17 protein-coding genes and 2 pseudogenes are annotated in these 19,440 nt (G+C 69.6%); 8 read left to right on the top strand and 11 right to left on the bottom strand.

The genetic code is table 11. The features are described 5' to 3' along the window. Nucleotides 1-12: 12 nt before the first annotated feature. Nucleotides 13-465, bottom strand: a complete 453-nt coding sequence (locus MZV50_RS20390) for an Lrp/AsnC family transcriptional regulator (protein ID WP_252631097.1) — start codon at nucleotides 463-465, stop codon at nucleotides 13-15. 104 nt (nucleotides 466-569) lie between these two features. Here MZV50_RS20390 and MZV50_RS20385 point away from each other — a divergent pair, with 104 nt between their 5' ends. Continuing rightward, entirely contained in the window at nucleotides 570-1,361 is a 792-nt protein-coding gene (locus tag MZV50_RS20385; RefSeq protein ID WP_252631095.1) for a tryptophan 2,3-dioxygenase, read from the top strand. Beyond that, nucleotides 1,337-2,539 (top strand): kynureninase/PvdN C-terminal domain-containing protein, encoded by a 1,203-nt coding sequence (locus MZV50_RS20380; RefSeq protein ID WP_252631094.1) that lies wholly within the window; start codon nucleotides 1,337-1,339, stop codon nucleotides 2,537-2,539. The genes MZV50_RS20385 and MZV50_RS20380 overlap by 25 nt, the downstream gene beginning before the upstream one ends. 181 nt (nucleotides 2,540-2,720) lie before the next feature. Here the strand turns inward: MZV50_RS20380 and MZV50_RS20375 are convergent, their stop codons facing one another. The 3 genes from MZV50_RS20375 to MZV50_RS20365 all read right to left on the bottom strand — a co-directional run bounded on the left by MZV50_RS20375 (nucleotide 2,721) and on the right by MZV50_RS20365 (nucleotide 6,485). Beyond that, a complete protein-coding gene (locus MZV50_RS20375; protein ID WP_252631093.1) occupies nucleotides 2,721-3,290 on the bottom strand; it encodes a sigma-70 family RNA polymerase sigma factor in 570 nt (189 codons plus the stop codon). Between the two features lie 98 nt (nucleotides 3,291-3,388). After that, a complete protein-coding gene (locus MZV50_RS20370; protein WP_252631091.1) occupies nucleotides 3,389-4,558 on the bottom strand; it encodes a TonB family protein in 1,170 nt (389 codons plus the stop codon). 52 nt (nucleotides 4,559-4,610) lie between these two features. Beyond that, complete coding sequence (locus MZV50_RS20365) at nucleotides 4,611-6,485, bottom strand: alpha/beta fold hydrolase (RefSeq protein WP_252631090.1); 1,875 nt, start codon at nucleotides 6,483-6,485, stop codon at nucleotides 4,611-4,613. A gap of 201 nt (nucleotides 6,486-6,686) precedes the next feature. Between MZV50_RS20365 and MZV50_RS20360 the strand changes: the two genes are divergently transcribed. After that, nucleotides 6,687-8,306, top strand: a complete 1,620-nt coding sequence (locus MZV50_RS20360; protein WP_252631088.1) for an FG-GAP-like repeat-containing protein — start codon at nucleotides 6,687-6,689, stop codon at nucleotides 8,304-8,306. Beyond that, the gene (locus MZV50_RS20355; RefSeq protein ID WP_252631087.1) at nucleotides 8,228-8,929 is read left to right on the top strand and encodes a hypothetical protein; all 702 of its coding nucleotides are present in this window, start codon (nucleotides 8,228-8,230) and stop codon (nucleotides 8,927-8,929) included. The genes MZV50_RS20360 and MZV50_RS20355 overlap by 79 nt, the downstream gene beginning before the upstream one ends. An 8-nt stretch (nucleotides 8,930-8,937) precedes the next feature. On the opposite strand, the gene uvrC is transcribed toward MZV50_RS20355, so the two are convergent. The 3 genes from uvrC to MZV50_RS20340 are packed head-to-tail and all read right to left on the bottom strand — an operon-like array spanning nucleotide 8,938 to nucleotide 11,411. Continuing rightward, entirely contained in the window at nucleotides 8,938-10,851 is a 1,914-nt protein-coding gene (uvrC, locus tag MZV50_RS20350) for an excinuclease ABC subunit UvrC (protein WP_252635285.1), read from the bottom strand. A 17-nt stretch (nucleotides 10,852-10,868) separates the two neighbouring features. Next, complete coding sequence (locus MZV50_RS20345; protein ID WP_252631086.1) at nucleotides 10,869-11,150, bottom strand: type II toxin-antitoxin system RelE/ParE family toxin; 282 nt, start codon at nucleotides 11,148-11,150, stop codon at nucleotides 10,869-10,871. Between the two features lie 3 nt (nucleotides 11,151-11,153). Continuing rightward, complete coding sequence (locus MZV50_RS20340; RefSeq protein ID WP_252631085.1) at nucleotides 11,154-11,411, bottom strand: antitoxin; 258 nt, start codon at nucleotides 11,409-11,411, stop codon at nucleotides 11,154-11,156. 61 nt (nucleotides 11,412-11,472) lie between these two features. Between MZV50_RS20340 and MZV50_RS20335 the strand changes: the two genes are divergently transcribed. Both MZV50_RS20335 and MZV50_RS20330 read left to right on the top strand, forming a co-directional pair. Next, the gene (locus MZV50_RS20335; RefSeq protein WP_252631083.1) at nucleotides 11,473-12,093 is read left to right on the top strand and encodes a TIGR02466 family protein; all 621 of its coding nucleotides are present in this window, start codon (nucleotides 11,473-11,475) and stop codon (nucleotides 12,091-12,093) included. A gap of 88 nt (nucleotides 12,094-12,181) precedes the next feature. Beyond that, complete coding sequence (locus MZV50_RS20330; protein WP_252631082.1) at nucleotides 12,182-13,744, top strand: oleate hydratase; 1,563 nt, start codon at nucleotides 12,182-12,184, stop codon at nucleotides 13,742-13,744. A gap of 31 nt (nucleotides 13,745-13,775) precedes the next feature. On the opposite strand, the gene MZV50_RS20325 is transcribed toward MZV50_RS20330, so the two are convergent. From MZV50_RS20325 to MZV50_RS20315, 3 genes and pseudogenes are all read right to left on the bottom strand, one after another. After that, a complete protein-coding gene (locus tag MZV50_RS20325; protein ID WP_252631081.1) occupies nucleotides 13,776-14,159 on the bottom strand; it encodes a hypothetical protein in 384 nt (127 codons plus the stop codon). 199 nt (nucleotides 14,160-14,358) lie between these two features. Next, nucleotides 14,359-15,074: pseudogene (locus tag MZV50_RS20320) on the bottom strand (DUF998 domain-containing protein). A gap of 193 nt (nucleotides 15,075-15,267) precedes the next feature. Beyond that, a complete protein-coding gene (locus MZV50_RS20315) occupies nucleotides 15,268-16,977 on the bottom strand; it encodes a M20/M25/M40 family metallo-hydrolase (RefSeq protein ID WP_252631079.1) in 1,710 nt (569 codons plus the stop codon). A gap of 439 nt (nucleotides 16,978-17,416) precedes the next feature. On the opposite strand from MZV50_RS20315, the gene MZV50_RS20310 reads away from it, so the two are divergent. Continuing rightward, the gene (locus MZV50_RS20310) at nucleotides 17,417-17,671 is read left to right on the top strand and encodes a flagellar basal body rod C-terminal domain-containing protein (protein WP_252631078.1); all 255 of its coding nucleotides are present in this window, start codon (nucleotides 17,417-17,419) and stop codon (nucleotides 17,669-17,671) included. Between the two features lie 397 nt (nucleotides 17,672-18,068). Then, nucleotides 18,069-18,446 (top strand): annotated as a pseudogene (locus MZV50_RS20305) (DUF559 domain-containing protein); the annotation flags it as partial. 139 nt (nucleotides 18,447-18,585) lie between these two features. Here the strand turns inward: MZV50_RS20305 and MZV50_RS20295 are convergent. Next, nucleotides 18,586-19,326 (bottom strand): SDR family NAD(P)-dependent oxidoreductase, encoded by a 741-nt coding sequence (locus MZV50_RS20295; RefSeq protein ID WP_252631077.1) that lies wholly within the window; start codon nucleotides 19,324-19,326, stop codon nucleotides 18,586-18,588. Nucleotides 19,327-19,440: the final 114 nt, after the last annotated feature.

Below are 19,440 nucleotides of genomic sequence, written 5' to 3'. Positions count from 1 at the left end.
TCGCCGCCCGTCTCACCCCATCAACCCGCCGCCCTCCTTGATCGCCTTCATGCACACGGTCGTGGTGAAGCGCTGCACGCCCGGCAGCTGGCTGAGGTCCTTGCGCAGCAGGTGGTCCAGGTCCTCGACGTCGGCGGCCACGACCCTGAGCAGGTAGTCGCCCGCGCCGGCCGTGGAGTGGCAGTCGGTTATGGCCGGGTGCTTGAGGACGGCGGCCTCGAAGGCCTCGGCGCGGGCGAAGTCGACGGTGGCCTGGGCGTAGACGGTCAGGCCCTTGCCGACCGCCTTGGCCGCGAGGCGGGCGTGGTAGCCGGTGATCACACCCTGCTTCTCCAGGGCCTGGACGCGGGTCCAGCAAGGCGACTTCGACAGGCCCACCCGCTCTGCCAGATCGGCGAACGAGATGCGGGCGTCGGCCTCCAGGACACGGAGGATGGATAGGTCGATACGGCTGAGGGGCGGCATTCGTTCTGCTCAATCATGCCAAGACGGGACATCGTTCTATCCCGCTCGCCAGGACGTGCGCAAACCGGGACAATGTGCCGTCGCGACGGCTCTAAGGTCCCTCCATGGCGCAAGACATGACCTACGCGCGGTATCTCGCGCTCGACACCCTGCTCTCGGCCCAGCAGCCACTGAGCGACCGGCACGACGAACTGTTGTTCATCGTCATCCACCAGACCAAGGAGCTGTGGCTCAAGGAGATCATCCACGAGGTCGGACTGGCCCGGCGGCTGATCGCGGCCGGCGATGTCGAGCCGGCCTACAAGGCCCTGGCGCGGGTGTCGCGGATCCAGACGGTGATGACCCTGTCGTGGGACGTGCTGGCCACCATGACTCCGGCCGACTATCTCAGTTTCCGGGGCGAGTTGGGCTCCAGCTCGGGCTTCCAGTCGGCGCAGTTCCGCACCCTGGAATATCTGCTGGGCCTGAAGGACCAGAGCTTCCTGAAGTTCCAGGAGGAGGGCTCGGACGGCCTGGCCTTGCTGCAGGCGGCCCTGGCCGCGCCCAGCCTGTACGACGTGGCCATCGCCCAGCTTCCGCGCCACGGCCTGGCCGTCCCCGACGCGGCGCTGCACCGCGACTGGACCCAGACCTACGTCCCGTCCGAGGCGGTCGAGGCCGCCTGGCTGGAGGTCTATCGCGACCCGCAGCGCTATTGGGAGCTGTATCAGCTGGCCGAGAAGCTGGTCGACCTGGACGACGCCCTGGTCACCTGGCGCCACAAGCACGTGCTGACCGTCGAGCGGATCATCGGCGGGCGGCCGGGGACGGGCGGCACCGACGGCGTCGGCTACCTGGCCTCGACCTTGCGCCGGCGGGCGTTCCCGGAGCTGTGGTCGCTGAGGACCAAGCTGTGACGAGCGGCGCGCGCAAGGACCTGTTCGCGCGAGCTCTGGGCGTGCCCAATTCGTCAGGAGGGGGGCGGCTGCACATGGCCGCCCACAGCCACCATCTGTGGCCCGACGTCACTCTGGACGCCCAGGTCGACGCCTGGCGCGACGCCGCCGTCCTGGCCGACCACAAGTGGGACAAGGTGTTCGGCGAGGTCTATCCGGCCGCCCAGGGGCTGGTGGCGCGAGCGCTGTCGCTGCCGTCGCCGGAGACCGTGGTCTTCGCCCCCAACACCCACACCCTGTTGGCGGGCCTGCTGTCGGCGATGGACTGGCCTCGGCCTGTCCGCGTGCTGTCGACCGACGGCGAGTTCCATTCGTTCCGCCGCCAGGCCCAGCGCTGGGTCGAGGCCGGCGAGATCGAGCTGACCCTGGTGGAGAGCGAGGGGGCCGACTTCGCCGAGCGCTTCCTGGCGGCCGCGCGCGAAGGCGGTCATGACCTGATCTTCGCCAGCCACGTGTTCTTCAAGACCGGATACGTCTTCGACCGGGTGTTCGAGCTGGCGGAGCTGGCCCGGCCCGAGGGGCCATGGGTGGTGGTCGACGGCTATCATGGCTTCCGGGCCGTGCCGACCGATCTTGCGGCCGTGGCCGACCGGCTGTTCTACCTGGCCGGCGGCTACAAGTACGCCATGGCCGGGGAGGGGGCGGCGTTCCTGCACGCCCCGCCGGGCTTCGGGCCGCGCCCCGTCCTGACCGGCTGGTACGCCGAGTTCGGCGACCTGGAAGGCCCGCCGGGCGGGGTCGGCTACGCCCGCGACGCCGGCCGTTTCCTGGGCGCGACCTTCGACCCGTCGGGCCTGTACCGCTTCGTGGCGGCCGGACGGATGCTGGAGGCCGAAGGCCTGACCACGGCGGCGGTCGCCCGCCATGTGGCCCGGCTGAAGTCGGTGCTGCTGGCCCGGATCGCCCTGGGCGAGGCCGGGCCGTTGAAGGCCGCGACCGTGGTCAACCCGTTGGGCCCCGGGCCCTCCGCGCGCTTCCTGGCGCTACGGCACGCCGACGCCAACGCCTGGAAGGCGGCGCTGGCCGACAAGGGCGTGGTGGTGGACGTCCGCGACGACGTGCTGCGGATCGGGCTGTCGATCTATCACGACGAGGCGGATATCGCGGCCTTCTGCGCGGCGTGCGCGGGGCTGACATAGGGGTCCTTCTCCCCTTGCGGGAGAAGGTGTCATCCGAAGGATGACGGATGAGGGGTCTCGCAAACGAAAACCGCCGCGACCAGCGGTCAGGCCAGTCGCGGCGGTTTCTGTCTTCAACCCCTCACCCGACCCGCTTCGCGGGCCACCCTCTCCCGCAAGTGGAGAGGGGAAGCGGTTCACGCTAAGCCGCCAGGCGTTCCAGGGCGCGCAGCATGCTGCCCATGGCTTCATGCACCGGCAGGCCGTCGCGTTCGTAGTCGCCGGTCTCGAAGATGCGGACCAGGTCGGCGCGGGCGCGGCTGACGCGGCTCTTGACCGTGCCGACGGCGACGCCGATCACCTCGGCCGCCTCTTCGTAGCTGAAGCCGCCGGCGCCGATCAGGATCAGGGCCTCGCGCTGGTTCTCGGGCAGCATCATCATCGCCTGGCGCAGGTCGTCCAGGGCGATGGCGCTGTCGAAATTGGTGTTGGCCACCAGGGTCCGCTCGGCGGTCTCCTGGTCCAGCCCGACCGAGCGCCAGCTGCGGCGCTTGTCGGAATAGAACTGGTTGCGCAGGATCATGAAGGTCCAGGCCTTCATGTTGGTGCCCATGGTGAAGCTGCCCCGGCTGGCCCAGGCCTTGGCGACGGCGTCCTGCGCCAGGTCGTCGGCCGCGGTGGCGTCGCCGCACAGCGAGCGGGCGAAGGCCCGCAGGTGCGGGATAAGCGCGATCAGGTCGCGTTCGAAGGTCTTCTGGTCTTGATGGTCCATGACGGCCCCCGTTCGGGAAAAAATACTCAAGCTCTCAAACGAGGCCGGGGACGATTGGTTGCAGTGAAGCTCGCCAGAAATCCTCATTTCGAGTCGGGTCAGGGCTCCTGTTCGCCGCTGGGCGGGATCGCGTAGATGATCGGCACGACGCAGCCGTGATGGCCGACGCCGGCCGCCTTGGGCCGGGCGATGCCCAGCAGCATGCGGGCCGCGTCGCCGAACGCGGCGGTGGGCTGGCTCTCCAGCACCTCGACGGCGCCGATCTGGCCCCACGGCGCCACGTCGAAGCGCAGCAGCGCCCGGCCGCCGACCCGCTGGCGGGCGTAGGCGGGCGGGAAGAACTTGTTCTCGGGCAGGTTCAACTGCTCGCGGGTGATCTTGCAGGTCTCCTCGTCGACCGCGGGCGGGCCTTCGCGCTTGGGCGCGTCGGTCGCCTTGGGCATGGCCTTGAAGACGATGTAGCAGCGGGTGCGCGCCGGGCCGGGGAAGTAGCGGCCCTTGGCGACCGCGCTGGTCACGGCCTTGGTGAAGGCGGGCGCGCCGTGCTGGGCGACGACTCGGACGTTGCGCGTGGCCCCGCCGGCGTCGATGTCGAAGGTCAGCCCCGCCCAGGCCGGATCGACGGTCTTGTCGTCGAACGGGCGAGTGTCGGGATAGGACATGGTCTTGGGCCGGCGACGCTCGGCGCCGACGCAATCGCCGTCGGCCGCCACGGCCTTGCGCAGCATCGGCGGCGCGTTGCGCGGGTCGGCGGCCAGGGCCTCGAACAGCCGGGCCGGCGAGGCCTCGGCCAGCGGGATGTAGCTGGGCGCCAGATCGACCGAGCAGTCCTTGGCCGCCGCGCCGGCGGGGAACCGCCAGCTGGCCAGGATGGCGGCGTGCTCCTCGCTGTTCCAGATGCCCAGCCCGTTGGACACGGTCTTGCGCTTCAGGTCGGCGGGATGGCCGCCGGCGTCGATCGAGAAGCCGTAGACCTCGGCCGTGGGCGGCGGCGGGGGCGTATAGGGCGGCGCGCTGGCCTGGCCGACGGGCGGCATCCAGACCTGCCAGAGCTTGGGCGGCGGCCCGGCGCCCTCCAGCAACGCGACCGGCCCGCCGGCGCAGGTAACGCTGACCGGCGGCGCTGCGAAGCTGACCAGCCTGATCGGCGCCTTGGGATCGCTGGGCGGCGGCGGGATGGCCGCACGGGCCAGGGTGGGCGCCAGGAGGGCCGGGACCATCACGAGCGAAACCACGGCCGTCCGGGCCAGGCACAACAAGCCGCGCATGCACGCTCCACGCTCTAAGGTTGAGAACCTTTCACCGGTCGCGAGGCGGCGGTCAAGGGGGCGTGACGGCTCGGGTCGCGTCCGACGCCGCGCCCTCGGGCGACAGCGCCGCGACGACCCGCTCGGGATGGGTCATGGCCAGGAAGCGGCCGGCCTCGGGCACGCGCTGGAAGGCGCTGTCGGGCAGAACCTCGCGCCAGTGGCGCTCGACGTGCTCGGGATCGTGCATGGTGTCGTGCCCGCCGATCAGCACCGTCCAGCGCGTCAGGCCGGGCGCGGGCTGGGGCTTGTCGGCGCGCGCCATGGCCACCTGCTCGTTGACATAGCCCTCGATCCGCCCGGTGGCGAACATGCGCACCGAACGCCAGTAGTTCTCGGCCAGGCGCGGGTCGGCGGCGGCGGCCTCGTCGGGCGGGCTGCCGCGCATCGACTGGCGCAGCATGCGGTGCAGGCGCTCGCGGGTCAGATTGCCGGCCAGCAGGCGCGCGAAGGTCCCGATCAGTTCGGGGCGGCGCAGATAGGCCTCCTTGAACGCCCCCAGCGGGCCGTGCCGCCGGCCGTCGGTCCCCATCGGGGGATCGGGATTGACCAGCACCACCTGGCCGATGCGATGCGGCGCCCGGCGGGCCAGGGCCAGCACCGCCTGGGCCCCGCCGCGCGCGACGATGTCGATAGCCGGCAGCCGCAGGGCGTCCAGCAGCGCCACGACGTCGAGGGCCGCCACGTCGAAGGGATCATGCTCGCCGGCCCGCACGCCGCGCACGGCGTCGCTCATGCCGAAGCCCGGCCGGTCGATGGCCAGCACGCGGTGGCCCGCCGCCTGCAGGGCCGCCACCAGGCCCGACGGCGCCAGGCGCGAGGTCATGCTGGAATGGACGATCAGCACCGGTCGGCCTCCGGCCGGGCCGTAGTCGCTCCAGGCGATGCGCGTGCCGTCCGCCCGGGGCAGCAACCGCAGGGGCTCGGCGCGCGGGTCGGCGAAGCCCAGCTGGCCCCGCGTCGCCGCCAGCAGGGCGGCCAGGGCGTTCATGGTCGAGACGGTGCGCGCCAGCTCGCTGGCCGAGCCGACCCGCAGGGCCGCGAAGACCTGCTCCAGGTCCTTGCGCACGACCGCGACCGACAGGCCCAGGGCTCTGGCCGCCTCTTCCCGCGAGGCGCCGCCCGCGACCAGCAGCGCGATCGAGGCCTGCTTCCGCGTCAGCCCCCAGACGTCGACCAGCAGCGGGGCGTGATCGGCTTCCGACGGCAGCAGCCCGAAGGCCAGGCCCGACAGCAGTCCGACCAACTCCGGCAGCCGCCGCGCGCCGGTGCGGCGATAGACGTTCGACAGCGCCTCGCGGGCGGTGATGTGCGATATGCCCAGCTTCCCAGCGGCCGCCTTGATCGATCCGGCGCGGACGACCGCCAGGACGACGCGGGTCTGCAGGCCGGTCAGGCCGAAGGCGGCGCAGGCCCGGGCGACAGGCTCGGTGCGCGCCGCCAGGGTGGTCAGCACCACCACCTTGCCCGACGGCGCCTCGGCCGACAGTTCGGGCGGCAGGCGCCACAGCGGAAAGGCCATCGCGGCCGAGGCGTAGACGAAGATCGCCGACTCGGCCCCGTCCTGGGTTTCGATGGCGACCGGGACCACGACCGGCGCGCCCGAACGCAGCGCGCGCTGGACCAGCCCGGGATCGATGTAGCGCTCGCCCCGCTCCTCGGCGAACAGGCGCGAGGCGACTCGCACCGCGCCCTGGGCGTCCAGCACCGCCGCGGCGATGCTCTGGGGGTCGAACAGCGGCAGGAACTCGGCCTGGGCGGCGTCGGTGGTGATCAGGCCGGCAAGCGCATCGGGGTCCGACTGGGCCGTCTCCAGCACGGCGTCGGCGTTCTCCAGGACCGCCCGCAGGAAAGGCGCCAGGCGCTGCTCGTCGGCGTCCTCAGCCAAGCGCCGACCTCGAAACCACGACGACCAACCCCATCTCCGGAAAGCGAACCACCCGCGGCCGGAACACCCAGCTTGGCGCGGGTCCGGCCAGGCGTCCAGGGGGGCGGCGTCACACCCTACAAACGGCGATGCCCGCGCCGGGCCAGGTGGATTAGCTGACATCGCGTGACGGCCCGTGTCCGGGCGCGTGGAGACAGTTCGATGGCCGCCAAGTTTCAGACCCAGGACCTGACGTTGGCGCTGCGCGCCGGGTTCACCGCCGCCTCGGCCCACGAGATCGCGGTGGGCGACTTCAACGGCGACGGCAAGGTCGACGTGGTCATCTCGTACTTCCTGTATCCGCTGGAGGATCGCGCTGTCCCGATCCGGGTGCTGACTGGGGACGGCTCAGGGACCTTCACCGACTCCACCGTCGCCCTGTTCGGCGCCCAGCCGCCGGTGACGGTGCACGGGCGCCAGATCGTGCTGGCCGATTTCAACAAGGACGGCCGCGCCGACGCCTTCTTCGCCGACCACGGCTATGACGCCGCGCCGTTCCCCGGCGCGCGCAACGCGCTGTTCCTGTCGTCGGGCGCGACGGGCGTGATCGACGCCACGACGCGGTTGCCGACCCTGGCCGACTACAGCCACTCGGCCGCCGCGGGCGACATCGACGGCGACGGCGACATCGACCTCTATGTCGGCAATTACAACGGCGGGACCGAGGAGGCCTCGTACTTCCTGCTCAACGACGGCGCGGCCAACTTCACCCTCAGCCGCGCCGGCCTGCCGGCCGACATCGTCGCGGGCCAGTACAATTCCCCCGCCAGCCTGCTGTTCGACGCCGATGGCGATGGCGACCTGGACCTGCTGCTGACCCCCAACGAAACCCAGACCCAGGGTGCGCGGCTGCTGAAGAACGATGGCAAGGGCGCTTTCACGGCCCTGTCCGCGTTCACGATGCCCAAGCACGGCGCCACCGAGACCGTGATCGACGCCAAGGCGGCGGACCTCAATGGCGACGGCAAGCTGGACTTGGTGCTGACCACGGTCGTTGACCTGTTCAAGCCGGGCACGACCCAGATCTGGATCAACGACGGCAAGGGCGGCTTCGCCGACGAGACCGCCAAGCGCCTGCCCGTCCAGACGACCGAGGACTGGTACACCCGCACCCAGCTGGTCGACCTCAACGGCGACGGCTATGCCGATCTCCTGGCGTCGAACAGCCACAAGCAGGCGGCGTTCCTGAACGACGGCGCCGGCCGCTTCGTCCAACTGCCCGAGGGCTGGCTGAACATCTCGCAATACGATCGGCTGCAGGCGGCCGACGTCAATGGCGACGGCCGAATGGACGTGATCGCCTGGCGCGGCGTCTGGGAGGGGGCCGAGCACGTGACCGTGCACCTCGGGGTCGACGCGGGAACGACGGTCAATGGCGGCGCCGGCGCCGACGCCCTGATCGGCGATGCGCGGGGCGAGACCCTGAACGGCCTGGCCGGGGACGACGTCCTGGCCGGCGGCGCGGGGGACGACACCCTGAACGGCGGCGACGGGGTCGACATCCTGATCGGCGGGGCCGGGGCCGACCGGATCGACGGCGGGGCCGGGACCGACCAGGCCCGCTACGGCGGCGCGGCGGCGGACTACGTCATCGGGGTCGGGGCGGGGGCTGGACCGTCACCGACGCGCGCGCCGATCCGCGCGACGGCGCCGACACCCTGGTCAATGTCGAAACCCTGCTCTTCGCCGACAAGAGCCTCAACTTGGGCGACCCGCAGGTGGGATTGGCGGTCGCCCAATTGCTGCGGACCAGCGCCGCGGCGGGCGCCGGCGGCGTTCTGACGGCCGAGCTCACGGCCAAGATCACCGCCGGCGCCATGACCCAGGCCCAGGCCGTCTCGGCGGTCGTCGAGGCCGCCGACGCCACCACCACGGTCGCCGCGCTGAGCTACCAGTTCTTCACCGGCAAGGTTCCCAGCGGTGGCGGCATCGACTTCCTGATCTCGCCGACCAGCGCCAACGGCAACAATCTCAACAGCGCCTACTACGCCCAGTTCAACACCGTGAACCGCTACATCAACTTCGCGGTCAATCTGGGCAAGAACGGCGAGGCCAAGGACAGCTTCGCGGCCAACTACGGCGGACTGAGCCTGTTCGATGCGACCAAGAAAGCCTATGCGGCCATCTTCGGGGGCACGCCGACCGACACCAAGGTCCACGCCCTGATCGATGGTCGGGTGGACTATCTGGCGGCCTATGGCGGCGATGGCGCGGAAGGCATTGGGACCAAGGCGGCGATGGTCGGCTTCCTGCTGGCCGCGGCGGCGACCGAGAACCTCGGGGTCATGGCCCGGTCCAACGACGCCTGGCTGACCGACCTAGCTGACGGCTCGGCGCCGTTCGCCATCGATATCCTCGACCCGGCCAAGGGCTACTACAAAGCCGACTTCGTCTTCGGTGGGTGAGGGCCCCCTCACCCCTTCCGGAAAAACCCGTGAATCCGCTCGGCCAGCGCCTGGCTGACGCCTTCGACCTTGATCAGGTCCTCCACGCTGGCCCGGCCCACGCCCTTGGCGGAGCCGAAGGCGTGGAGGAGGGCCTTCTTCCGTCCCGGGCCGACACCCTCGATCTCGTCGAGGGGGTTCTTCTTCAGGTCCATCGAGCGCCGCGTGCGGTGGGCGCCGATGGCGAAGCGGTGGGCTTCGTCGCGCAGGCGCTGCAGGTAGTAGAGCACCGGCGACTTGGGCTCGAGCATGAACGGCGGCTGGTCGGGCAGGAAGAAGCGCTCCAGCCCCGCGTCGCGGTCCGGGCCCTTGGCGACGCCGACGACGGCGATGTCGTCGACGCCCAGGTCGGCCATGATCTCCAGCGCCGCGTCCAGCTGGCCCTTGCCGCCGTCGACCAGCACGAGATCGGGGCGGTTGGCGTCGTCGCCTTCCTCCTCCTCCTTGACCAGGCGGGCGAAGCGGCGGCGCAGCACCTCCTTCATCATGCCGTAGTCGTCGCCGGGCGTGAGCTCGGTGCTCTTGATGTTGAACTTGCGGTACTGGCCCTTCATGAAGCCTTCCGGCCCGGCCACGATCATGCCGCCGACCGCGTTCGTGCCCTGGATGTGGCTGTTGTCGTAGACCTCGATCCGCTCGGGCGGGGCCTCCAGCTTGAAGGCCTCGCAGACGCCGGCCAGGAGCTTGGTCTGGGCGCTGCCCTCGGCCATTTTTCGCCCGAGCGCCTCGCGCGCGTTGGTCAGGGCGTGCTGGACCAGGTCGGCCTTCTCGCCGCGCTTGGGCGTGCTGATCTCGACCTTGCGGCCGCTCTTCAGGGCGAAGGCCTCGGCCAGCAGGTCGGCCTCGGCCGGCTGCAGGTTCGAGAGGATCAGGCGCGGGATCGGCTTGTCGTCGTAAAACTGGCCGAGGAAGGCGGTGAGGATGCGCTGTTCCTCGGTGGTGGTCTCATCGGTCTCCTCGGCGTTGCCGGTGACGCGCGGGAAATAGGCGCGGTTGCCCCAGTTCTGGCCGGCGCGGAAGAAGAATACCTGGACGCAGGCCTGGCCGCCCTCGACGTGCAGGGCCACGACATCGGCCTCGTCGACGGTCTCGGGGTTGATCTGGGTCTCCTGGGCGACGCTGGAGAGGGCGCGGATGCGGTCGCGCAGGCGGGCGGCGCGCTCGAACTCCAGGTCCTCGGCGGCGTCCTCCATCTGCTTGGCCATGGAGGCGATGACGGCGCGAGACTTGCCCCGCAGGAAAGCCTCGGCCTGGTCGACCAGGGCCTGGTAGTCGTCCTTGCCGATCAGGCCGGTGCAGGGGGCGGCGCAGCGCTTGATCTGATGCAGCATGCAGGGCCGGTCGCGGCTGTCGTAGACGCTGTCGCTGCACGAGCGCAGCAGGAAGGCCTTCTGCAGGGTGTTCAGCGTGCGATTGACCGCCCAGGCGCTGGCGAACGGGCCGAAATAGTCGCCCTTGATCGTGTGAGCGCCGCGGTGCTTGCGCAGCTGCGGCGCGTCGTGGTCGCGGCGGATGACGATCTCGGGGAAGCTCTTGTCGTCGCGCAGCAGCACGTTGAAGCGCGGCTTCAGCTGCTTGATCAGGTTGATCTCGAGCAGCAGGGCGTCGGCTTCGGTGCGGGTGGTGACGAACTCCATGGCCCGCGTGGCGTCGACCATGTGGGCGATGCGGTTGGTGTGGAAGCGGCCTTGCGCGTATTGGATCACCCGCTTCTTCAGGCTCTTGGCCTTGCCGACATAGAGGACCTCGTCGGCCTCGCCGATCATCCGGTAGACGCCGGGCGCGTCGGGCAGGCGCGTGACCTCGTCCTTGATCAGGGCGGCGCCGATCAGGCGAGGGGAGGCGGGGGTGTCGGAAGTCACGTCGGTCACGAGGGCAGATATAGGCGAGTCCGGCGGGTTCAGCGATCTTCGAAGCCGTGATGAATGCGCACGATGATCACCCTGCTGACCGTTACGGAATAGGTCACCACGTAACTCCAGGTGCGAAACGGCACGACCAGTTCGCGCAATTCGCCGAAACCAGAATGCCTGCCTCGTTCCGGAAATTCTCCTAAACTGGTGATCGCATCTTCCAGCGCGACCCCGAGATCGGCGGCGTACGGCGCGCCATTTTTTTCGAGCCAAGCTTCCAGGCGATCCAGATCGGTCTCGGCGAGCCTGGAAAGCTCAATGCGACGCACGGATCAGCGCTTTTGGCCGAAGTTGCGCAGTCTGGCTTGCACCTGCTCCCATGGAACGCCGCCGTCGCGTTCAGTCTCATCGCAGATACGCTGGAGCTCTTCCCAATAGGCTTCGTCATGCTTGCGTGGATCGAGGCCCGTGAAGGCGTCGAGAAGCTGGGTCGCATACTCATCGAGGCTCTTGCCGAGATCGTCGGACACGGTCTTCATCCGCTCAGCGAGCGCCGCATTGATCTTCAGCGTATGATCACCGTCGGCCATGTTCTGACTATGTTCCATCCGGGGTTTGTCGTCAACGCGCTCCGGCGCTATGACGCCGCCCATGACCCCGCGCAGCCTGTTCGTCACCCCGCTCTATGAAGCCACCCTCGCCGGCGAGAAGGGGTTCGAGACCTTCGTCGACGAACTGCACGACGCCTGCATCGCCATCGCCGAGGACGACGACGCCGGCCAGGCCTGGGCCTACAACAAGGGCTATCTGGGCTACACCTCCTACGCCTCGCTGAACGATCTGGCCCAGCGCGACAGCCTGTTCGGCGAGCTGAAGAAGAAGCTGGATCGCCACGCGCTCGCCTTCGCCAAGGACCTGCGCTTCGACCTGGCCGGCGGCAAGCTGGTCATGGACAGCTTCTGGATCAACATCCTGGAGCCCGGCGGCCAGCACACCGGCCACATCCACCCCCACAGCGTCATCTCCGGCACGGTCTATGTGACCATCCCGCCCGGCGCCTCGGCCATCAAGTTCGAGGATCCGCGCCTGCCGATGATGATGGCCGCCCCCACGCGCGAGGCGGACGCGCCCGAGGGCCTGCAGCCGTTCGTCTACGTCCAGCCGGCGCCGGGCGCGATCCTGATGTGGGAGAGCTGGCTGCGCCACGAGGTGACGCCCAACCAGGCCGACGAACAGCGGATCAGCGTCAGCTTCAACTACGCCTGGCGGTAGGCCGGTCCCGCGGTATTTGCCCGGGATCAACGACGCCGCCCTTCCGAAGGCCCAGCTTGCCGCCGCGATGATCGCGAGGAGCAAGGCCATGAAGCATTATTTCATCGGTGGCGGCGTGGGCGCCCTGGCCGGGGCGGTCTTCCTGATCCGCGACGCCGGCGTCGATGGGGCCGACATCACGATCTACGAGAAGAACCCCACGGTGTTCGGCGGTTCGCTGGACGGCTCGCGCCTGCCCGACGGATCGTATTCGCTGCGCGGCGGCCGGATGCTGACGACGGATCACTACGAATGCACCTGGGACCTGCTGTCCTCGATCCCCAGCCTCGACGCGCCGGGCCAGACGGTGCGCGAGCAGACCGTGGCGTTCAACGCGGAGCACGTCGCCCACTCCCAGGCCCGGCTGGTCGACCGCAACCTGCACAAGGTCGACGTCAGCCACATGGGGTTCTCGACGCACGACCGGCTGGAGCTGATCCGGTTGATGGAGACGCCGGAAGACAGGCTGGGCGACAGCGCCATCACCGACTGGCTGTCGCCGCCGTTCTTCGAGACCAATTTCTGGTACATGTGGCAGACCACCTTCGCCTTCCAGCCCTGGCACAGCGCCGTGGAGCTGAAGCGGTATCTGCACCGGTTCCTGAACGAGTTCCCGCGCATCGACACGCTCGGCGGGGTCAAGCGCACCGTCTACAATCAGTATGACGCCATCGTCGCGCCGCTGGAGCACTGGCTGCGCGCGCGGGGCGTCAACTTCGTCGGCGACACGGCCGTCACCGACATGACCATCGTCACCGAGGCCGGACGGCATCGCGTCACCGGCCTGACCCTGGAGCGCGAGGGCAAGGCGGAGACCGTCGCGCTGGCGGAGGACGACCTGGTCTTCTTCCAGAACGGCTCGATGACCGACGCCACCAGCCTGGGGACCATGGACGCCCCGCCGCCGGCTATGACCAAGGCCGACAGCCAGGGCTGGGCCCTGTGGGAGAAGATCGCCGCGGGCCGCCCCGAGTTCGGCGATCCGGCCGCCTTCAACACCGCTATCGAACGCAGCCTATGGGAGTCGTTCACCGTCACCTGTCGCGACCCGAAGTTCTTCGACGCCATGCAGGCCTTCAGCGGCAACGCCGCCGGCACCGGCGGCCTGGTGACGTTCAAGGACTCGCGCTGGCTGATGTCGATCGTGCTGTACCACCAGCCGCACTTCCGGGATCAGCCGGAAGGCTGGTCGGTGTTCTGGGGCTACGCCCTGCACCCGGACCGGGTCGGCGACTTCGTGGCCAAGCCGATGAGCCAGTGCGGCGGGCGCGAGATCCTGCAGGAGCTGTGCGGCCACCTGGGCCTGGGCGTCGAGGTGTTCGAGACCGCGACCTGCGTGCCCTGCCGGCTGCCCTACATCACCTCGATGTTCATGCCGCGCCGCAAGACCGATCGACCCCTTCCGGTCCCGGCCAGTTCGCGGAACCTGGCCTTCGTCAGCCAGTTCGTCGAGGTCCCCGACGACGTCGTCTTCACGGTCGAATATTCGGTGCGGGCGGCCCAGATGGCGATCTACCAGCTGATGGGCGTCGACCGGCCCATTCCGGCGGTCACGCGGCACGACCGCGCGCCCTCGGTGCTGCTGGCCTCGGCGGTCAAGGCGATGTCCTGACGGGTGGCGGGCCGGCGCCGCGGCCTCGCGGCTACGGCCCGCAGGTCCAGGTTCCGGGATAGACCCGTTCGGCGCCATCCGCCCGTTGGTAGGTCAGGGTGGCGGGGCTGGGCGGGGACTCGCCGCCGCCCTTCGCCGGGCCCGTGACGGCGATGATCACCGTCTTGCCGGCGCCCGAGAACTTGGCCCCCTTCAGCATGCCGTCGAAGCCGCCGGGCGCGCCGACGCGCTCGACATAGTCGCCGACCTTGACCAGGCCGAAGGCCGGGTCCTTCGACGCGACCACGCCCTTGGCGATCAGCAGCGTGGCTCCGTCGGCGGTGAAGCCGCAGGCCAGCTCGCCCGCCAGCGGATTGGCCTCGAGATCGGCCTCGCCCAGGTTGGACAGCCGGATCTCGGAACCGTCGCCGCCCACGGTGGCGCCGGCGCTGGAGGCGGGCGTCGCGGCGGTCGGGGCGCGGCCGCCGGCGCGGTCGTCGTCTGGCGCTCGGACGGGGCGGGCTGTTTCTCGGCCTCGCGGGGCGAACAGGCGGTCACGGCCAGGGCGGCGGCGGCCAGCATCCAGGGGCGGATCATCGGGAGCTTCCCTCTGTCGTCGGCCCTGGCCAACGGGTCTAGACGACCGCCGGTTCCGGCGTCGGTTCGACAGGGGGCGCGGCGGCCTTGCGCCAGCCCTTCTCCAGGGTCCAGGCGGCGATGGCCAGCCACAGCAGGCCCAGGAACGCGTGGCCGCGCTGCCAGTAGCCGACGTCGTAGCCGGTGCGCACGTTCCACACCCCGGTCAGCAGGGCGAAGACCAGCAGCAGGCCCAGGAACCAGCCCAGCGAGAAATGGGCCAGCCGCCGGTAGCCCGGCCTGTCCCACAGGGCCCAGGCGGTGAACAGCGGCGCGAACTGGATGGCCAGGCCCACGCCGCAGGCGCGGTGCATCGGGTCGGGCCAGTGGAACACCCCGGCGAAGAACGCCCCCAGGCCGGTCAGGGCCACGAACAGCCCCGCGAAGGCCGAGACTCGCCGCCGGCCGCCGGCGTGCTCCAGCGCGTGGGTGAAGCCCGCGCCGGCGAACAGGCCAGCGATGCCGGCCAGGATCATGCCGTAGTTGAAGACCTCGGGCAGGGGCGCCTTGGGCCCGCCCAGCTCGCTGATGAACTGGGCCCCGGCGTCGAAACCGGGAAACAGCCGCTGGGCGATCCACACGTCGGCCACCATGATGGCCGGCGCGATCACGCCGATCTTCAGGAAGGCGCCGGTGCGGGCGGTCACGCGAGGGGGTATCCAGGATCACGAAAAGGAGAAGGCGGCAGAATCCCTTCCGCCGCCCTCCGGGTCAATGGCTCAATCCCCAAACCTCGTTTTCCGATCCCCAAACTCCGTCTTCCCGACGAAAGCCGGGATCCAGATGGAAGAGCGCTGGGGTGGGCTCTAAAGGCTCGGAGATTTTCCAGTCAGCCCAAGCGCCCCGGGATCTGGGCCCCGGCTTTCGCCGGGGAGACGGTTTGGCGGGGAGCTACTCCGCCGCCCCTATCACTTGGCGGAGGACGGATGCCCCGCCGGCGCGAAGGTGGCGCCGAAGAAGTCGCCCTTCTTCCACACCGGCCGCGCCGGGGCGTTGGCCAGCTCGCGGGCGATCTCGTAGTTGACCAGGGCGAATTTGGCGGCCGCCTGGTAGTCGATCGGCTGGTTCAGATCATCGCCCGGGTGGTGGTAGTTGGTCTTCAGGAAGGTGGTGAAGGCTTTTTCGCCGCCGTTCTGGAAGCCGGTCATCAGGAACACCGACGGGATCCCCTGCTCGACGAAGCGGTAGTGGTCCGAGCGGGTGAACAGGCCTTCTTCCGGCAGCGGGTCGCCGGACAGGGCCACACCGACGCGACCGGCGGCGTGCTTGACGGCCTCGCCCACGGTCGAGCGGTCGGCGCCGAACGCGATCACGTCGGTGAACGGGTACAGCAGCACCGGCATGTCCAGGTTCACGTCGGCGGCGATGTCGGCCTTCCGGATCGTCGGGTTGTTGGCGAAGTAGTCCGAGCCGACCAGGCCCTTCTCCTCGCCGGTCACCGCCAGCAGGATGATCGAGCGCTTGGGGCGGACCTTGGTGTTCTTGAAGCCGCGCGCCACCTCCAGCAGGGTGGCGATGCCCGAAGCATTGTCGAGCGCGCCATTGTTGATGCGGTCCTCGCCCGGCTTGGCGTCTTCCTTGATGCCGATGTGGTCCAGGTGGGCCGACAGGATGATGGTCTGGGCCTTCAGCGTCGGGTCGGAGCCCTCGATCAGGCCGACGACGTTGCTGCTCTCGCGCTTCTCGATCTCGGTCTTCAGCGCGATCTTGGCCTTGGCGGGCAGGGCGAAACCCTTGACCGCGCCTTCGGGCGTCTCGGCCTGCGCCAGGACGGACGCCAGCGGCGTCGCAGCGCCCGCGAAGAGTTTTTCCGCGCCGCCCAGGCTGACATTGGCCAGGGCCGGGGCCGACGGCGCGCGGATGGCGCCGACGTCCTGGGCGTTGCGCCAGATCACCCGCCATTCCTTCATGCCGTTCAGGCCGCGCGCGAACGGGCGGCGCTTCTCGCCGCTGGTGGTCGGCATGGTGATCACGCCGATCGCGCCGCGCTTGGCCGCTTCGGCGCGCTTGGTGTTGGGGTTGCTGAAGTGGGCGCGTTCCTCGGTCTGGATCGCGGTCGGGGCGCCGGTCAGCACGACCACGATCTTGCCCTTCACGTCCAGGCCCGCGTAGTCGTCGCGACCGCGCGAGGGATCGACCACGCCGAAGCCGACGAAGACCAGCGGGGCCTCGAGATTGACGTCGGCCGCCTGGGCCTGGGAGCCTGGCAGGTAGTCCTCGCCATACTTCAGGGCCACGCTCTGACCATCGGCGCCGGTGATGCTGATCGCGCCGTCGGTGGCCGGGCGGTGGGCCAGCAGCGGCACGTGCTGCAGATAGGATACCGCCCCATTTGGACCCTTGTCGCCGGCCGGCTTGAGGCCCAGCAGGGCGTATTGGGCGGCGACGTAGTTGGCGGCGATGTCATAGCCGCGCGTGCCGGCCTCGCGACCTTCCATGGCGTCGTCGGCCAGGAAGGTCATGTGGGCCTTGATGGCTTCGGGCGAGGGGACGAAGTCCGAGGCGGGCGCGGTGGTCTTGGCCGCGGCGGCGGTCTTGGCGGGCGCGGCGGCCAGGACGGGGTGCGCGACCATGAGCAGGGCGGCGCTGGCGAGCGCGGCGCGACGCGTGAACGACATGTGTGTTTGAGCCTTCTGGGACGCGGCGACCCCGGAGCGCGGGGCTCGGATGGTCGTCATGCCAAGGTTGGAGTGAACGAGCCGCCCCCGGCCCGCGCGAGGGCCGAACCATGTCGGTGTGCTGACGGCTTGTCGAGACGGCCCAGCCTGAACGTTTTGTAATGTTGGGCAGGATTTGTCGCTGGGAGCGGCGTTCCGGCAATGGGTTCGCGCGATACGGGAAAACGCCCGCCAGCCCAGGCCCCGCCGAGGTTCGGTTAGCGACGGATTAACCCTGCCGCAACCCTCGGAAACGGCCCGCGAAACAGGGTTAACCGGCGTAAAAAATTATGACCAAACTGTAAATTTTACCATCTTTAGTTGCACCTTCTTAACCCAACCGCCGCGATAACCAACGTCAACAAACGCTGATTTCCAACGCTTTTCCGGGGGACATCCGATGCAGGCAATATCGATCGCCGCGGCCGGCATGATGGCCGCCGCCGACCGTCTCACCGCCAGCGCTCACCGCATGGCGGCGGCGGACGCCCAGGCCGAACGGGCCGAAGGTTCGGCCACTGGGGGGGCGGCGGACGTCGACTACGTCTCGGAGCGGGTCGGGCAGATCAGCGCCGCCAACGACTTCAAGGCCAATGCGGTGGTGATCAAGACCGCCGACGAGATGGCCGGGGCGCTGCTGAACCTCAAGGTCTAGCGCCCGTTTCAGGTCCCGGGCGCGCGCCGCGCGCTTGCCGGATCCTTCTCGATTCTCGAGTTTTCGAGGTTAGAGCCTGGCCAGCCGGTTCGGTCTTCCACCGGAGCGGACGGGCTCTAGCAGCCGGACGCCTTCAGGCGCGCCCCCCTTTGCCGAGGGCGTTCGGCAGCCGCCTCCCGCATTGCCCCCTAGCCTCGCGGGAGGCGGCCCCCATTCGTGTTTCCTCCTCCCCTTGCGGGAGAAGGTGGCCCGAAGGGCCGGATGAGGGGTCGATAGTCCTGTCGGCCGCATCCCGTTTATCCGTTGTCGCGGCGGTCTCTTTCTTCAACCCCTCACCCGACCCGCTTCGCGGGCCACCCTCTCCCGCAAGGGGAGAGGGATTGTGCGATATAGGCGTTCTTGTATTGTTCCATTCATAGTGGAGCGCTCGCGACAACTCGCCTTCGCGCGACGGCTGCGATCCGACGCGCCGTCGAACGAGCGGCTGCTGTGGGGTCTGTTGCGCGACCGCCGCCTCGAGGGGCTGAAGTTCCGGCGGCAATTGTCGATTGGTCGGTACGTGGCCGACTTCGTGTGCCTGAGGCATCGGCTTATCGTCGAGCTGGACGGCCCGCATCACGACGCGGCGCATGACGCCATGCGGGATGCCTGGCTAAAGACCCAGGGCTTCCGCGTGCTGCGTTTCAAGAACGAGCAGATGGCGGCCTCCGACGGCGTTCTGGGCGCGATCCTGGACGCCGTCGCCGCCGCCTCTTCTCCCCTTGCGGGAGAGGGTGGCCCGCGAAGCGGGTCGGGTGAGGGGTTGAAGAAAGAGACCGCCGCGACGGCTTCACCGCCGGTCGCGGCGGTTTTCGTTTGTGCGACCCCTCATCCGTCGGCTTCGCCGACACCTTCTCCCGCAAGGGGAGAGGGAGTCACAGCGACAGGCCGCCGTCGACCACCAGGGTGTGGCCGGTGACGTAGGCGGCCAGGGGCGAGGCCAGGAACAGCGCCGCCCCGGCCATGTCGGCGGGCGTTCCCATCCGGCGCTGGGGGATGGCGGCGAGGGCGCCGGCCAGGCGCTCGGGATTGGCGGTAGTGACTTTCGTCAGCTTGGTCTCGACCAGGCCCGGCGCCAGGCCGTTGACCCGCACCCCCTCGGGCGCCCAGGCCTGGCCCAGGGTCTTGGTCAGGCTGATCGCGCCGGCCTTGGAGGCGGCGTAGGCGGGATTGCCGATATTGGCCTTCAGGCCCGAGATCGAGCTGACGATGATCACGCTGCCCTGGCTGGCGGTGAGTGCCGGTTTGAAGCGCCGGGCGCAGTGCATCAGGCTGTCGAGGTTGACCGCCATCACCCGGTCCCAGCCGGCCCGCTCGAACTCGCCGCGCTTGTAGACGACCGTCCCCTGGCACAGCACCAGCACGTCCAGGCCATCCTCGAACGGGGTAGGGGCGACCTCGATGGCGTCGGGATCGCCGACGTCGACGGCGGCGTAGGCGAGGCCGGTCAGGTCCGAACCCTCGGCGGGATCATAGTCGGCGGCGCTGGCCCGGGTGCCCCAGACGGCGACTTCCGCGCCCCGCGCCTTGAACGCGTGCGCGATCCCGTTGCCGATCCCGCTGGACCCGCCCACGACCAGCACCCGCCGGCCGGTGAAGTCGGTGTCGTTGGTCATCGCGCAATCCTCCGTTTTCGAAGGATTAGGCGCGGGTGACGTAGGGGCGGTCAAAACCTGAAAACCCTCTCTCATAGAGAGAGGGAGGGGCCCATCGCGCAGCGATGGGAGGGT

The organism is Caulobacter segnis (genome assembly GCF_023935105.1).
Classification (GTDB): domain Bacteria; phylum Pseudomonadota; class Alphaproteobacteria; order Caulobacterales; family Caulobacteraceae; genus Caulobacter; species Caulobacter segnis_B.
This window is presented reverse-complemented; position numbering and strand designations above follow the sequence as displayed.

Excerpts from the sequence above, each read along its gene's own strand:
- MZV50_RS20390 (WP_252631097.1), bottom strand. The coding sequence starts at position 465 with ATGCCGCCCCTCAGCCGTATCGACCTATCCATCCTCCGTGTCCTGGAG.
- MZV50_RS20370 (WP_252631091.1), bottom strand. The coding sequence starts at position 4,558 with ATGCGCGGCTTGTTGTGCCTGGCCCGGACGGCCGTGGTTTCGCTCGTG.
- MZV50_RS20295 (WP_252631077.1), bottom strand. The coding sequence starts at position 19,326 with ATGACCAACGACACCGACTTCACCGGCCGGCGGGTGCTGGTCGTGGGC.
- MZV50_RS20385 (WP_252631095.1), top strand. The coding sequence starts at position 570 with ATGGCGCAAGACATGACCTACGCGCGGTATCTCGCGCTCGACACCCTG.
- MZV50_RS20375 (WP_252631093.1), bottom strand. The coding sequence starts at position 3,290 with ATGGACCATCAAGACCAGAAGACCTTCGAACGCGACCTGATCGCGCTT.
- MZV50_RS20315 (WP_252631079.1), bottom strand. The coding sequence starts at position 16,977 with ATGTCGTTCACGCGTCGCGCCGCGCTCGCCAGCGCCGCCCTGCTCATG.
- MZV50_RS20330 (WP_252631082.1), top strand. The coding sequence starts at position 12,182 with ATGAAGCATTATTTCATCGGTGGCGGCGTGGGCGCCCTGGCCGGGGCG.
- MZV50_RS20360 (WP_252631088.1), top strand. The coding sequence starts at position 6,687 with ATGGCCGCCAAGTTTCAGACCCAGGACCTGACGTTGGCGCTGCGCGCC.
- MZV50_RS20340 (WP_252631085.1), bottom strand. The coding sequence starts at position 11,411 with ATGGCCGACGGTGATCATACGCTGAAGATCAATGCGGCGCTCGCTGAG.
- MZV50_RS20310 (WP_252631078.1), top strand. The coding sequence starts at position 17,417 with ATGCAGGCAATATCGATCGCCGCGGCCGGCATGATGGCCGCCGCCGAC.
- MZV50_RS20335 (WP_252631083.1), top strand. The coding sequence starts at position 11,473 with ATGACCCCGCGCAGCCTGTTCGTCACCCCGCTCTATGAAGCCACCCTC.